This is a genomic window from Rothia nasimurium (assembly GCF_042660305.1).
Lineage (GTDB): Bacteria > Actinomycetota > Actinomycetes > Actinomycetales > Micrococcaceae > Rothia > Rothia nasimurium.
The window spans coordinates 70,382-85,075 of record NZ_JBHSTW010000010.1; the positions used below are offsets into that span (position 1 = coordinate 70,382).

The 14,694-nt window shown below is 59.5% G+C and carries 11 protein-coding genes; 5 read left to right on the plus strand and 6 right to left on the minus strand.

All coding sequences use genetic code 11. The features are described from left to right. The first annotated feature begins 23 nt into the window (after positions 1-23). Positions 24-1,007: a helix-turn-helix transcriptional regulator gene (locus ACFP6B_RS04075; protein ID WP_377127155.1), complete on the plus strand. Its 984-nt coding sequence runs from the start codon at positions 24-26 to the stop codon at positions 1,005-1,007. On the opposite strand, the gene ACFP6B_RS04080 is transcribed toward ACFP6B_RS04075, so the two are convergent. Together ACFP6B_RS04080 and ACFP6B_RS04085 are read right to left on the minus strand one after the other, a co-directional pair. Next, positions 1,004-1,903, minus strand: a complete 900-nt coding sequence (locus tag ACFP6B_RS04080; protein WP_377127158.1) for a universal stress protein — start codon at positions 1,901-1,903, stop codon at positions 1,004-1,006. The genes ACFP6B_RS04075 and ACFP6B_RS04080 overlap by 4 nt on opposite strands. A gap of 3 nt (positions 1,904-1,906) precedes the next feature. Continuing rightward, complete coding sequence (locus ACFP6B_RS04085) at positions 1,907-3,337, minus strand: flavin monoamine oxidase family protein (protein ID WP_377127161.1); 1,431 nt, start codon at positions 3,335-3,337, stop codon at positions 1,907-1,909. A gap of 162 nt (positions 3,338-3,499) precedes the next feature. On the opposite strand from ACFP6B_RS04085, the gene ACFP6B_RS04090 reads away from it, so the two are divergent. Next, the gene (locus tag ACFP6B_RS04090) at positions 3,500-4,192 is read left to right on the plus strand and encodes a TetR/AcrR family transcriptional regulator (RefSeq protein WP_377127164.1); all 693 of its coding nucleotides are present in this window, start codon (positions 3,500-3,502) and stop codon (positions 4,190-4,192) included. 128 nt (positions 4,193-4,320) lie between these two features. Here ACFP6B_RS04090 and ACFP6B_RS04095 read toward each other — a convergent pair whose 3' ends face one another. Continuing rightward, the gene (locus ACFP6B_RS04095; protein WP_377127167.1) at positions 4,321-4,710 is read right to left on the minus strand and encodes a hypothetical protein; all 390 of its coding nucleotides are present in this window, start codon (positions 4,708-4,710) and stop codon (positions 4,321-4,323) included. 621 nt (positions 4,711-5,331) lie between these two features. Here ACFP6B_RS04095 and ACFP6B_RS04100 point away from each other — a divergent pair. The 3 genes from ACFP6B_RS04100 to ACFP6B_RS04110 all read left to right on the plus strand — a co-directional run bounded on the left by ACFP6B_RS04100 (position 5,332) and on the right by ACFP6B_RS04110 (position 8,005). Further along, positions 5,332-6,813, plus strand: coding sequence for a hypothetical protein (locus ACFP6B_RS04100; RefSeq protein WP_377127170.1), 1,482 nt, complete (start codon positions 5,332-5,334; stop codon positions 6,811-6,813). Positions 6,814-6,943: 130 nt separating this feature from the next. Then, positions 6,944-7,507, plus strand: a complete 564-nt coding sequence (locus tag ACFP6B_RS04105) for an arsenic metallochaperone ArsD family protein (RefSeq protein ID WP_377127173.1) — start codon at positions 6,944-6,946, stop codon at positions 7,505-7,507. Between the two features lie 36 nt (positions 7,508-7,543). Further along, entirely contained in the window at positions 7,544-8,005 is a 462-nt protein-coding gene (locus ACFP6B_RS04110) for a GyrI-like domain-containing protein (RefSeq protein ID WP_237196057.1), read from the plus strand. Here the strand turns inward: ACFP6B_RS04110 and ACFP6B_RS04115 are convergent. The 3 genes from ACFP6B_RS04115 to ACFP6B_RS04125 form a co-directional block, all read right to left on the minus strand. Continuing rightward, on the minus strand, positions 8,002-9,207 hold the full coding sequence (locus tag ACFP6B_RS04115; RefSeq protein ID WP_377127176.1) for a type II toxin-antitoxin system HipA family toxin: 1,206 nt from the start codon (positions 9,205-9,207) through the stop codon (positions 8,002-8,004). The two genes, ACFP6B_RS04110 and ACFP6B_RS04115, sit on opposite strands and share 4 nt — an antisense overlap. Beyond that, positions 9,204-9,395 (minus strand): helix-turn-helix transcriptional regulator, encoded by a 192-nt coding sequence (locus tag ACFP6B_RS04120; RefSeq protein WP_237196053.1) that lies wholly within the window; start codon positions 9,393-9,395, stop codon positions 9,204-9,206. Before ACFP6B_RS04120 ends, ACFP6B_RS04115 begins: the two co-directional genes overlap by 4 nt. Positions 9,396-9,610: 215 nt before the next feature. Continuing rightward, positions 9,611-14,512 carry an NAD-glutamate dehydrogenase gene (locus tag ACFP6B_RS04125; RefSeq protein WP_377127179.1) on the minus strand — a complete coding sequence of 1,634 codons (4,902 nt, stop codon included), beginning with the start codon at positions 14,510-14,512 and terminating at the stop codon, positions 9,611-9,613. Between the last annotated feature and the right edge of the window lie 182 nt (positions 14,513-14,694).

Consider the following 14,694-nt stretch of genomic DNA (forward strand, 5'->3'; position numbering starts at 1 on the left):
ATGTTTTCTGGGAGGGTCGGTCCATGAAGTCCTCGAGGCTGTTGTCGATGTTGCTGCTCCTGCAGACCCATGAGCGGATGACCAGCCGAGAACTGGCTCGACGATTCGAGGTGTCACCGCGCACGATCCTGCGTGACGTCGAAGCCTTGTCGGCCGCTGGTGTTCCGGTTCATACGGAGCAGGGGCGGTATGGGGCGATCGTGCTGGACCGTCGGGCCCGTCTCGACCCGGCCCGTCTCGACCCGGCCGAGGTGCAGCTGCTGAGGGTCGCGGAGGTGGGCGCCACAATTCTTGGGCAGATCGGACTGCAGGCAGCCCATGCCAGCGCCCAGGAGAAACTGTCGACCGTCGCCACGCGAGGACAGGCACTGGGTACTCAGCCCTTGTCCGAGGTGCTCCTCATTGATCCGTCAGGATGGTTCTCGACCGGAGGGAATCTCGATCTGACTGACCTGTTGACGGCAGCGCGAGAGCGACGACGCGTCCGGTTGTACTACCGGCGGAGTGGAGAAACCACTGGTCAATGGTTGACTGTCGACCCGTATGGGCTGGCGAACAAAGCTGGCTCGTGGTATCTCGTTGCGGATGTTGATGGGCGACCGCGCATGTTCAATACGATCCGCATCGAAGATCGCCGGTGCTGCACGGATGTCGCGGTTCTCCGATCAGACCAAGACCTGCGGTCGGTGTGGCGAGACCTCGTGACCAGCTTCGAGCCGACTCCCGGCATCGAGGTGCACGCGCTACTGCGTTCAACGCGCCTGGACCTGGCCCAACGAATTCTCGGAACCCGCATGGTCAGCATCGCCCACACCGAGGACGCCTGGACGCCCATCACTGTCCTGTACCCCGATCTTGAATCTGTGCGGCAGCTCCTCCAGTTCGGTGACCACATTCGCATCCTGAGCCCAGCCGACGCGGTCAGACGGTTCCACGACATTGCTGCTGAGATCATGCAGAACCACCCGGTGAGCAAGTCAATCAACGTCCCCGGTCAGTACAACTAGCGACCCACCACGGGAATCGAGCCGGTCCAGGGCTCCTGAGCCGAGCCGCGACGTCCTGGCGAATAATCGCGGGGAACAACCACCAGCGGAATAGGCAGACGGGTCAGGATTTTTGCGGTGTTGGAGCTCAAGAAAAGCTCGCCGCGCTGGGCCAGCTTAGACGACCCAGCCATGAGCACGGACCCGGCAGACCAGTCCACCGATTCCACGGCATCAGGCACACTGGCGCCGTGCCCGACAGCAACGGTGATGAGGTCCGGACGCTCGGGCACCAGGGAGGACTGCTCCAGCAGGTCCCGCACACCCTCCTCAGCTTCACGGGCAGCAGAACCGTCAGCGGCGGCGTCCTCGATGAGGGACACCAGGCGCACCGCAAGGCCGGTGCGGTTGCAGGTAGCCACAGCTTCTTCCACCAGGCCAATCGAGTCGATATCGGGGGAAACCGCACAGTCAATATGGGTGATATGGGTTGCCGCATCGTAGTTGTGGGGCGCAAGAATCACCGGCACTGAAGCCCGGTGCAGCAGGGCATTACCTACTGAGCCGATGGAGTGGAAGAGCCAGCCACCGGTCTTAGCACCACCCACAATGATGGCACCGGCCCCGATAGCGCTAGCGAACTCCATCAGCCCGGCTGCGGTGGACTCCGCCTGGCGCAGGTGGAAACGGGCCTTGAGACTGGTGGGCACCCGCTGCTGGGCCTCCTCAAGCCAGCCCACAGCCTGCTCCTGCAACATGGCTCCGAAGTTAGAACGCGGGGCAGCTAGGCGCGGGTTTTGCTGCTTGAGCACATAGACCACATCGAGCTCAGCACCCAGCGATGAGGCGAGAGCAACCGCCAGATTGAGCGCGTCCCGCCCCCGGGACGAGGGAGAATAGCCGACAACGTAACGCATGTTTTATCCCTTGAGTTTTTCGCTAATCATAGCGGCAGTTTTTTCACCCATACGAACCGCGCCGTCAACATGCTGGTAGCCTTCGGCCGCCAGGTCGGAGCAAGACCAGTGGATGGGGCCAACAGGGTCTGACTGGTAGGCACCGTAGCGAGAGAGGCCGCCCAGGTCGAAGCTGGCGGCGTAGGCGCCACGAGTCCACTCTTCAGCTCCCCAGTCAGATTCGTAGTAGCGGATAGGGTTCAGGGTCTCTTCGCCCAGCATCTCTGCCATGGATTCAAGGATGGTGCGCTTGCGTTCCTCAGCTGAGAGGGTGAACATGCAGTCAGCCTTTTCATCGGAGACGAAGCCGACCAGGGTGCCGCGCTCTTCTTCCTGACCAGTAGCAGGGTCGTAGTTGGTATTGTCGTAGATTTCCTGCACCAGGTTGTCGCAGGCGAAGGAGGTGCCAGACAAGCCCTTTTCGCGCCAGAAGGGGCGGTCGTAGACGGCGTGCACCTTAATGACCAGACCCAGGGACTGGTGCATGTGCATCTGGTGCTGTCGGCGATCCAAGGCGGGCACATAGGAGACACGGTTGTAGAGGTTGGGCGGAACAGCCATGATGGCGTACTTGGCGCGAACTTTGACGGCCCCATCGGGGTTAGCGACGCCATCCTCAGTGAAGTCTTCAGCTTCGGCCAGGACGGGGTAGTCCCCCTCTTCCTGCCAGCGCAGCACACGTACGGGGTGGCCCAGGATAACATTCTCTTCCCCAATTTTTTCAGCCAGGGTGAGAGAGACCTTCTGCATGCCACCGAGCACGCGCTGATCGAGAATGAAGTTTTCGTCCACCAGGTTGGAGAAAGAACCTGCGGAGGCCGCCATGAGGATAGCCTGCAGGGCTGAGAAGGCGTGGGAGGGCTTCGTCAGCATGGCACCGGCGATAAAGAGGGAGATATTGTTGAGGGCCTCTTGGTTGTCGGTCTTGGTCTTGAGCCATTCGCGGAAGCTCACAGAGTCAAGCTCTTTAGCGCGGGGGTGGGTCCAGGGGGCTTCGGCCCCCACTTCGGCGACAATCTCGTCCATCATGTCAATCAGGCGTAGCATTTCTGCCTTGGTACCCTCATCAACCGGGAAGATGTCGCCGGAGTAGCGTTTAACCTGACCATCTAGGGTTTTATAGATGGAGTCACCCTCGCGATAGCGGGAGAAAGTTTTGAGACCGAGCTCTTTGAGCAGGGCTTTGAGGGCGGTCTGGTCGGGCGAGACCCACTGGCCGCCGATTTCAATGAAAGCGCCATCGAGGTCGCCGTTCCAGGTGCGGCCACCCACACGGTGGCGGGCTTCGAGGACGGCAACGGAGTGCCCAGCCTGCTGCAGGCGGTAGGCAGCGGTAAGGCCCGAGGGGCCTGCGCCGATAATGACGACATCGCGGGTGATTTCCTGGGGAGCCATGGTGCCCAGCCTTTCTGCAGCGCTAGCTACACTAAACGAATACCGTTCGTTTTAGTGTAGCTTGAACCCTAAGACCTGTGAAGTACCTTACGAAAATATATAAGCCGGGCACTTCTCTCCTCTGCCAGCCCCTCACCTAGGCGCAGTGCTACCATTATATGCATGACCCTTGCTCCCACTTCGCCGCGCAACGCCGGGCGCCCCAGTGCGTCCCTACTTACCTCGGACAAGATTACTGAAACCGCCCAGAAGCTTATGGCTACAGAGGGTGATTTCACCATGGCAAAGCTGGCGCGGGCACTTGGGGTGGCGCCATCCTCTCTCTATAACCATGTAGCCTCGCGCGATGAGGTACTGGCTGCCATTTCAGACCAGGTGGCGCAGGGAATTGATACGCAGGCACTCCAGGACGCCGCCGAGCGGGTGCGCAGCGGAGGGGTGAGCGCCCTGGGCGCTAGAGCACTCTGGCTTGAAGCTACAGAGCAGTGGGCCCGGTCTTACCGGCAGGCTTTTTCGGTAGCGCCGACGGTGGTCATGACGCTGGCGGTGACGCCGGTACGCAAAGCCCCCGCCACCTTGGCCATGTATGAGCGAGTAACTTCTGCTTTTAGAGACTTTGGCATGAGCCCACGACAAGCACTGCTGACCGTGGAAGCTATTGAGGCTTTTCTTCTGGGGGCAGCAACAGATGCACACGCGCCGGTGAACATCTTCGATCCCGGACAGCTCACTCCTGAGCACCCCGTCATGGCAGAGGCCTACACAGCCCTGGGGAGCAACCCTCAGGACGAGGCTTTCACCATTGGTCTCTCAGCCCTGCTCACCGGGCTGAGTGCAACGCTGATACCCCGCTAAAGAGTCAGAACCAATACCCAGCAGCTCGTTGTATCTTCGAGAGACTAAGCCTTAAAAAGTCTGGGTCGCACCTACCCTCTTTTCAAGAAAGAATGATCACGCGACCCGACTATTAAGATACATACCACCTAGTTGGAACCGACGGTACCCCACTCGGCGAAGGTGGAGGAGAAGCCACACTGCGAGTTGTTAATGGTGTAGGTAAAACGCAGAGTGAAGCCTCCATCATTGGTTTGATCCTGAGGCACAAGGGCGGTTGCAGAGAATTCCAAAGGGCCAGAGCCAGCAGGAATAGTGAGGGTCTTACGGTCAGCAGAAAGGGTAGCCCCGGCAATGCCAGTGGGTTCTGTCAACTCAGCGTTGGAAACAAGAACAATCTGGGTGTAGGAACCAGCATCAGGGAAGCTGTAGGAGGCAGTTACCTGATGAGTATTACCCGATAGTGTGCGACTAAAAGTAGGCGCAAGGTCAGGGCAGGTGAAAGAGGCTGCGTAGGCAGGAACAGCTGCAGTAGCCACCACAACGGGGGGCAGCCCATGCGCTACCCTTGACCACATTACGGCGCGAGAGTGTGTGAGTCATGTTTTTAATTTCCCCTAAAAGTAATAAAAATCTTATTCATCCTAACACCCAGGGCAGGTCTTATCGGTGGAAATTTTCGATAAAAATTGACACCAACCCAGACCTAAAGGATTAAGGAGCTAGAACCCATCTCCAACTTGTCTATTAATGGAGGCCAAAACTTGTATCATAAAAACATTCAGGAACCCCTGTATAGCTAAGAAAATTTAATACACCCGCCCCACTATTCGCCCGCATCCTCAACTCCAACCCACCGCCCTCACAAACCTTATCTTTCCCACCCGCTTAAGCATGCAAAAATAGAGTCTATGAGTTTTGATTCGCACTCCGAGCTCCCCCCGCATCTTTTAGCTCTCGCACACCTTACCCAGTGGCATTCAGAGGCCCATCAGCGACCCCTGGAGGTCCGTTTTACCGTACACAACACCACACTAGATAGTGTTGCCTGTGCCATCACGGGCTCTTTAGGCACTCCACCCCCAGCTGATTATGCCCGCTCAGCCACCGTCGCCATCTACGAACTAGCTCGCAGTGGAGCCTTCAAAGGTTCCTATAACGTGCGTATCAACTCATCGCCAGGTGGCCAGGCCATCATCAAACAGATACCCTTCTCCCCTGCATCTGAACATGGAACTGAACACATCGACACACCCGTCGAAGACTCAGGGGCCACTGTCTCAAATAATGGGCTACGCCTGCGCTCTGCTTTACTTGCCCGCGGGCATAACTCTGGTTATTCTCCCGCTGAGGTCACCGCCGAAGAGAAGCAGCGCGGTCTTACCTTCACCCCCGAGCTCAAGTTCTATCGGGCTCTAGTACGCAACGGTGTGGTTGCTGAGGTGGCCGGGCAGAAGGTTATTGCCTCTACCCCTCAGGCCGATTTTGGGGCAGCCACCCTGGATTCTGCCCCCTGGAAGGCACCGGAAAAGACGGACGGCACCGTCCAAGCCGTCCTGAACCACACCCTCTGGCTTGAAATTGCCAACTCGCCCAGCCACCTCTACGCCATTGATTTAGCCCCCGGCGCCCAGGGCACCGTGGGGCAGGTGATTGCACGCAAGCGGGGTGAGGCGTCAGTTCCAGTGCGGGTTGCCCTGTCATTGGCAGATTTTGTGACCGGTGAGCTGGTAGGTCAGGACGCCGTTAGCAGCTCTCCCGTCGCAGCCGCACCCACTGCCCCCCAGACTTCAGCAGGAGCATCACCTCTAGCGCAAACCATCGCCTGGGTAGGCACCGTTGAGCCTATCGCGCTACCCGGTTTCCTGGGCTGGACTTTAGCTCCCACTGAGGCTCGCTACCGTGCGGTTCTGGCTGAGGTTAATCCCGAATCAGCAGCAGAGCCTGAACCCGCCGTGGCCCCAGAACTCACCAAGGGCGACGAGGCACCTGCTGCTGAAGCAGTACCGGCCCCCGCTCAGATTGATGATTCTGAGCCGGTTATCGCTCCCGCGGCGCCGGTAGTTATTAAGTCCACTACGACCTCAGAAAACGCTTCGAGCCTCTTCGCGACCCAGGAGGCAGACGAGCCTGCCCCCGCGCCGTCCGCCACGCCCAACTCTGAAACCTCCCCGGTGCCGTCCGCTGAAAAGCAGGGCGAGGCGGGCGTCCGCACCGATGAAGAACCTGCGGCCCCCGCAGCAGACGGTCGGGGCTCTACCGACGAGGGCGCTTCCACCCCCCTCAGCCGGGCGGCAAGCGCCTACGCCGCAGCGGCTTTCCCCAATGACTTGCCCGTCACCATCGGTGAGAGGGCTCAGGATATCCGCGATATCGACCCGGGTGTAGCCCGCGTCCCGGCCTCCCCCGAGCAGAAAAATATCGCTAATACCATCGGCACCCTGGCTTTTGGAACCCCCGAGGAGCGCAAGGAGTATCGAAGCACTGATACCGATGCTATTCCCAGCATCGCGGCCCGGGCTAAGAAAGTTTCGCTGGCATCTAGGCAGGTGGAGCCTCAGCCCCCGGTAGCAGAGGACGAGCAGAAGCAGGACGAGCGTGGCCTGCGTTCAGCCCTGCGCAAGTTCTTTATCGGCGACTAGATTGCTGAGAGCTTGCTGATAAGGCGCAACAGGCGGCGCACCCGTAACCGAGGTGCGCCGCCTGACCTTTTCTGCGAGCCCCAGCAGGCGTAGGCTTGGTAGAGCACACGAATCAACGAACGGAGCAGTAGTGGCACGCTCATCTCGCGACGCCCTGGGGAGCACCCCCCTTGAAGTTTTCATTCCGGCTGCCGGCGAAAACCCGGACGACCCCGGCGACACCCAGCGCGACGCCTTCCTTGCTGAAGCCCAGGAGCTGCTTGATGAGGGTCTTGATATTGCCGTCTACTCCACCGACTCCTACCCCTCTGCTTTTGTGGACTGTGAGCCGGTTGCCGATCAGCTTGCTATGGCGGGGCAGGAGGTCCTGCCTATCTTGTTGGTAGAGGGCCTGGTCAAGGTGTCCTACATGTACCCCACTGCTGAGCAGCTGCGCCGTTTTTCCCGCTTTGGTGAGGTCAAACAGCCCAAGGTTAACGCAGCTGCAGCCGCCTGCGGCACCGGCGGCGCAGACGCCCCCACCACGGTTCCTGGCGCTGAGCCAGCTGGTTTTGCGGCCGTCCTGGCAGGGGTAACTCCCAAACCTGCCGGAGGGCCCGACATTGGCAACCGGGTCAACCTGATGGGGGGCCACGATTCCACACCGACTTCACAGGGCGCCTCATGCGGCTGCGGTTGCGGCTGTGGCAACTAAAATAGAGCCGACACACATTTTTCTAAGGAGTAGTCGATGATTGGTGCGCGTGTAGAGCACAAAGATGAGTTCTTTATTGCGGGCTTCCGCGAGACCGTGAAGCAGGGCGCCGGTATTGGCGAGCTCTGGAAGAAGCTCACCGCCCATGCCGAGGCGCGGGGGGTGACCATGCCCGAGGTGCACTCGATGGGTGTAATTGTGGGGATGAACGCTTCCGGCGAGTTCGACTACATGGCGGGGATTCTGGTGGAGAACCTGGAAACCGCGCAGGCTCTGGGCCTCAACGCCCTGAAGGTAGACGGCGGTGAGTTCGCGGTGACGACCGTTGAGGGCCCGGTGCCCATGAGCACCATGGCCGGGGTGGACCACCTGATGGGCACCTTTCTGCCCGCATCAGGTTTCAAGCCTAATGGCCCGGTCTTTGAGGCCTATGGGCCGGGCGACCCGTCCGCTGACGATTTTCAGATGCAGGTCTGGGTGCCGGTGAAGGCTGCTTAGAGCCCGGCCGATAGAGATAGGCGACGGTTCTTCAGAATTTTGACTAGCTGCTTACGGCGAGCAGAGTCAAAAGGAAGGCCCGTCGCCCCTTCAATAAGCCCCTCTGTTTCGTGAAGCATTTTACGTAGTAAGAGGGCAGTTGCGGCAGGACGCACCCCAAGTTCCTGTCCAAAATCGAGAAAAGTTTTTGCAGAAAGCCCTCGCTCTTTTCCAAATAGCTTAAGTGCCATCGATTGGTCGCCGTAGGGTGCAGTTGAGGGGATGTCATATACCGGCGCTAGTCGATATTTTCCAGAAGACTCGATAATGGAAATATTTTTTGCATGAAGGTCGCCGTTGCCAGTAAGCCACGCAAAAGCAAACTGTCTCACTAATTCTTGGGCCACTAGAATAGGCTGGCTTGTTTTCTCTACCACCGCCTGCGCTAATCGTAAGGCTGTGACTTCATACTTATCAGCAGGATAGAGATTAAGAAGCTGACAAGCGTCTTCTACCGCATAGCGAGCCAGATGGCCGTTTCCATCTATCCCTCGATCAAATCGTTGTATCAAAAGGCCCGAGCGACCAGTAATATCACGCACTAAGTGAGAACTAACAACACCGTTACGAAAAGATATCCGACGTGCGCACTCTAGGAAAAAATGTTCATTTTCTACGAGTAATGGGTATTCAGGCGGCGTGAGCTTCAACAGATAGAAATTGTGGTTATGACGAAGAGGGATGGTCAACATCTTGCCCGACACTTTATCCTGAACTCCCGGAAGGGCGGCGTAGTCCAGTAATCCCTGGGCCGAGAAAAAATCAGCAAATGAGATCGACGCTAACTGAGTCGGGTCGAACTCCGTTATAGGTTCAGCATACTCATTATCGGGGGCAGCTCCGGGCGGCAGCACCCTCACATCCCCCACGGTATCAGCACCCACCGCTAGTAGAAGAGAAAGTTCATCGTCCTTCGATACCTTCAACACATTTCTCAAGCTCGTTAGGCGGCGCCCCTCAGGTAAAAGACCTGTGAAAAATGGAGGTAATGCGCCAGCTTGATACACAAAGGGCTCATCAGTAAGCGGCAATGTGGTTGCTACAGGTGCATGATGAGAGTCAAGATAATCAGCAGAATAACGAAACTCAGTAGTATGAGGTGTTCTGAAAAAGTGCCCGGCAAGAGTATCTTGCTTGTACACATCAGCTTTGAGTTCGCTCATGCCTCAATCACCTGAATTTTCAGACCCAGCACATCAGCAACAGCTACAGCTTTCTCCAAAGAGACACTCAAACGCCCTTTCTCCAAATCACGTAGAGTGCGTTCAGAAATACCACTGAGTGCAGCCAACTCTTCCTGCGACATTTTGAGTTTTTTACGATAGGCACGCACAACTTTTCCTAGCTCCACAGCATCTCCCAACCGGCAAAATCTCGCCGATACACTCAATTTATCTATAATTCTAGGCCACTATCCCGCAAAACGGCAGAATATTGCCTATTTAAGAAAGATAGACCCGAGAAACACCACTGAGACAAAGAAGCCCGCCCCGACCCTCTTAAGTTCCTGCTAATCAGTCGCAGGATTTAAGAGAGAGGGGCGGGCTGCTGTGTATAAACCGAGGTCTAGCTGACCGCGCCGCGCAGGGTGCGCAGGGCTACCTGCAGGACGGCCAGGCGGGGGCGGCTGTCGGCGCCGGGTGCGGCGTCCTGAATCTCCGCCAGCATGGAGTCCACACGGCCCATACGGACGGGGTGGCTGTCTACCCAGCGAGCCAAGGCGGCGTCGCCGCTTTCGGTTCCGGCCGCTACCCCTTCACCGGTTTCCTGCACGACCTTGAGTGCCAGGGAGGCGGCAATCTCGTAGAGGTCATCGCGCAGGGATGAACGGGCCAGGGTCTCCCAGCGGTCATTGCGAGGCAGCTTGGAGATAGTGGTCAGCAGCAGATCAACCTGGAAGCGGTCATAGACCGAGTAGTAGACGCGGGCGACCTGCTCGGTGGAGAGGCCGTGAGCTTCAGCAATGCGGACTACGTCCATGAGGGCGAAGGCTTCGAACTCACGAATCCAGTTGACAATGAGTTCCTCGGGCAGGCCCCAGGCTTCTGCCTGGTCACGCATGGCGCGGACGCGGGCGCGAGTATCGTCCGCGAAGTAGTCCTTGAGTGAGGGGATCAGCTCGGCAACGGGCTTGAATCGCTCGATCATCTCGGCGATAGGGGTGCCCACGACGACTGAGCGTTCAGCTGCAAACCAGCGGGCCAGGCGGTCGAGCACACGCTGCCAGTCCTTGATGACGGCCTGCCAGCCTTCCAGAGGAACAGAAGCAGGGAGCTCGCGATGCAACCGTGCAGAGTTGCCAATACCAAATGTTTCACGTGAAACGTAGAAGGCTCGGGCCAGGGCGTCTACCCCCACACCGGTTTCTTCCACCGCACGGAAGACGTGGGTGATGCCGCCCAGGTTGACCATCTCGTTGGCTACGCGGGTGCAGATAATCTGCTTGCGCAGGGGGTGAGATTCTAGGTGCTCGCCGAAGCGTTCAACCAGGGCGGGTGGGAAATACTCGGTGAGCACACGGGCCAGGTAGGGGTCATCTGCCAGGTCGGTCTTCTCGAGCTCTGCGGTGAGGTGAATCTTCACGTAGGCTGTGAGGACGGCCAGCTCAGGCCCGTTAAGGGTTTCACCGGTGGCTTCGTAGCGTTCGCGGATTTCCTCGTCGGTGGGCAGGAATTCCACCTCGCGGTTGAGGCCGGCGTTCTCTTCCAGGTCGTGAATCAAACGGATGTAGGCCTCAACACCGGGCACCACACCGTGGCGCTCGGCCTGCAGCAGCACGTTCTGCTCAACGTTGGTGCGCAGTACCTGGGCGCCGACGTCCTCGCGCTGGGCTTCGATGAAGCCTGCGCGTTCTTCGGCAGAGAGCTCACCGGCGGTGACCAGGCGGTCAACCAAAATCTTGATGTTGACCTCGCGGTCTGAGGTCTCTACACCGGCGGAGTTATCGATGGCGTCGGTATTGATGAGGATGCCGGCGCGGGCAGCTTCGATACGACCCAGCTGGGTGAAGCCCAGGTTACCACCTTCGCCCACGATGCGAGCGCGCAGGTCGCGGCCGTTGACGCGGATGGCGTCGTTGGCCTTGTCGCCTACAGCGGCGTGGGTTTCGGTGAAGCCCTTGACGTAGGTGCCGATACCGCCGTTGTAGAGCAGGTCGACGGGGGCCTTGAGGATGGCGGAGAGCAGTTCGGGCGGGGCCATTTCGGTGACGCGTTCGTCGAGGCCTAGGGCCTGACGTACCTGCTCGGAGATTGGGATGGACTTAGCGCCGCGCGAGTAGACGCCACCACCGGCTGAGATGAGCTCGGGGTTGTAGTCCTGCCAGGAGGAGCGGGGCAGGTTGTAGAGGCGTACACGCTCGTTGAAGGCGACATCGGCCTTGGGGTTGGGGTCCAGGAAGATGTCGCGATGGTCGAAGGCCGCAACCAGTCGGGTGGCGCGGGAGCGCATGAGGCCGTTGCCGAAGACGTCGCCGCTCATGTCGCCAATGCCGACGGCGGTGAATTCTTCGGTCTGGCAGTCGATGCCCAGCTCAGCGAAGTGGCGCTTGACGGACTCCCAGGCGCCGCGAGCGGTAATGCCCATGGCCTTGTGGTCGTAGCCGACGGAGCCACCGGAGGCGAAGGCATCGCCCAGCCAGAAGCCGTAGTCTGCGCTGATGGCGTTAGCGGTGTCTGAGAAGGATGCGGTGCCCTTGTCGGCAGCTACGACCAGGTAGTGGTCGTCGCCGTCGCGGGCGATAACGCGGGGGTTGTGTACGACGGTTTCGCTGCCGTCAGCCTCGATAGCCAGGTTGTCGGTGACGTCGAGCAGGGAGGCGATGAAGACCTTGTAGGACTCGCGACCTTCGGTAATCCAGGCGTCTCGGTCGAGGGCCGGGTTGGGGAGCTGCTTGGGGTAGAAGCCGCCCTTGGCGCCGGTGGGGATAATGACGGCGTTCTTGACCATCTGTGCCTTGACCAGGCCGAGCACTTCGGTGCGGAAGTCTTCGCGGCGGTCAGACCAGCGTAGGCCACCGCGGGCAACGGAGCCGAAGCGCAGGTGCACGCCCTCAACACGGGGTGAATAAACGAAGATTTCGAAGGTGGGGCGGGGCAGGGGCGCGAAGTCAATCTGACCGGGTGCCACCTTGAGGGCAAGAGCCGGACGGTCCAGGTAGGCGTTGGTGCGCAGGGTCGCCTTCATGACGGTGGCCAGGGAGCGCATGAAGCGATCCACGTCGAGGGTGGGGATGGCGTCAAGGACGCCGCCCAGTTCACGCCAGACCTGCTCACGGGCGTCCTCGCGCTGCTCGTCGCTTGCGAACTGAGCGTCGGGGTCGAAGGTAGCTGCGAAGTAGTCGGCGAGCAGGCGGGTAGCTGCGGGGTAGGCCAGCAGGGTGTCAGACATGAACTCGGCCGAGTAGACCTGGCCCAGCTGTACCAGGTAGTGGGTGTAGGCGCGCAGTACGCGGACCTGCTCCCAAGTCAGACCTTCTGCCAGAATCAGGCGGTCGAGGCTGTCGGACTCGCGCTTACCTAGCAGGTAGGCGTTCAGGGCGTCCTCGTAGAGGGCAGAAACCTTCTCTGCTTCTACGCCTTCGGGCAGTTCAACGCCGAAGTCGTAGAGGGAGAAGCTGCGGCCGTCTGCCGGAGTAATGTCGTAGGGCTTCTGGTCGATAACGACCAGGCCCATGTTCTGCATCACGGGCAGCAGTTCGGTGAGGGTATGGGCGCTAGCCAGGTAGGTCTTAATGCGGGTGCGGCCCTGGCGCTCACCCATGCGGATAGCGGCCGGCTGAGCATCGCTGAGCGATTCGAAGATGTTGATATCTTCAACGGCGTTTTCGACCTCGTAGTCGGCGCGGTAGGTCATGGGCACAGCCTCAGACCAGGCTGAGGCGGCTGCGCGGCCGTCCTCGGCACTCAGGCCTTCGCCTGCGGCGGCTGTCTCAACGGCAGCGGCGGTTGCCTCACCCCAGGAGCGGGTAGCTTCCTGCAAGCGGCGCTCAATTGCCTTGGCATCCAGGGCAGGAATGGTGTTAGAGGTTGTCAGGCGCAGACGGAAGAAGATACGAGCCAGGGACGAGGTGGAGAGGTAGACCTCGAAGTCTAGGCTTTCAATGTCGATGAATTCGTGGAAGACAGCCTCAAGGCGCTGACGTACATGGGTGTTGTAACGGTCGCGCGGCAGGAAGACGGTGGCGGAGACGAAGCGGCCAAAGGCGTCCGGACGCAGGAAGAGACGGGTGGTGCGGCGCTCTTCCAGACCCATGATGCCGCGGAAGGTGTCGGTAAGTTCCTGCAGGTCGGCGTGGAGAAGTTCGAGGCGGGGGTAGTCCTCAATGATGCCGGCCAGGGTCTTGTCGGAGTGGGAGCCCGGCTGGTAGCCCAGGTGGCGGCGCATAATAGCTACGCGCTCACGCACGATGGGGGTTTCGACGGCGGGCAGGGAGTAGGCCTGGCGGGAGAAGAGACCCAGAATGACGTATTCGCCCACAATCTTGCCGGAGCGGTCAAAGTCGCGCACACCGATGTAGTCCAGGTACTCGTGGCGGTGCACGGTGGAGCGAGAGTTGGCCTTGGTGATGTAGAGGGGCTTGGGGTCGCGGGCATTTTCAAGACCCAGGCCGGTGAGGACGATGGGGTCGCCTTCGCCGGTATCGGCCAGAATGCCCAGACCGGAACCGTCGCGGTCGGTCAGCAGCAGGTCACCTGAGTGACCTGAGAGGTCGCGCTCCTTGATGCCCATGAAGAGGAAGTTGCCGCGGGTGAGCCAGCGCAGGAATTCCTGGACCGATTCGATGCGGGTCATAGGGTCGGCGTCGGAGTTGATGGAGCCGGTGTAGTGGGCAGCCCCGCCCAGAGTAACGTCGGTGAGTTCTCCCAGTTTTTCTGCGATGTCGAGGGTGCGGGCGGCCATGGCGTCGTTGTCACGGGCTGCGCGGCGCACGTCGATCAGAATGGAACGGATTTCCTGCTCAAGATGGGTAACGTCTTCGCCCTCAACGCGGGAGGTGAGGCGGACGGCAATCCACGACTCAATGGTGGCCCCAGCACCGATGTTGCCGGTGGCAGCATCACGCAGAATGGGCATAGAGACAGTGTCACCGCTTGCTACGGGCTGCTTAAAGCCAGTGCCGGTCACGCTGGTCAGGCGGCCGTTTGAGTCTCGTTCTACGACAAAGGTGGGGTGGATGAGCCCTGAAATACCGCCCCAGTTTGCGGCAATCTGAGCGGTGATAGATGAGACCAGGAAGCTGGTGTCGTCTACAACGATAAAGAGAGTGCTGCCAGCGTCATCGTTGCTCACTGAAATCAGGGCTTCACCGGCTACCCGCTGATCTGCCAGGGCACGGTGGGCCTGGGCAAGGTTGGTTAGCTGCTGGTCACTCAGACCTTCGAGTTCGTCAGCTGAGCTGTGACGGTAGTATTCGTTGATCCAGTCTTCGCTACCGGACCAGTGGGCTGAACGATCGTTCGTGAGCAAGGGTTTGCCTTTCGCTGGGCGGATGTCACTCCGTTGTGATACCTGGGTGCGCGGGTCTGCGCTCCACTTACATAGTAGTCGGGAAGACGGTGGGAGTGAACCGCAACACCGAGGTGCTCAAAGCCCTTTAAGTACAGACTTGAAACACTTGTCTACTATCGCTTGCCTTGAATATTTCTTAC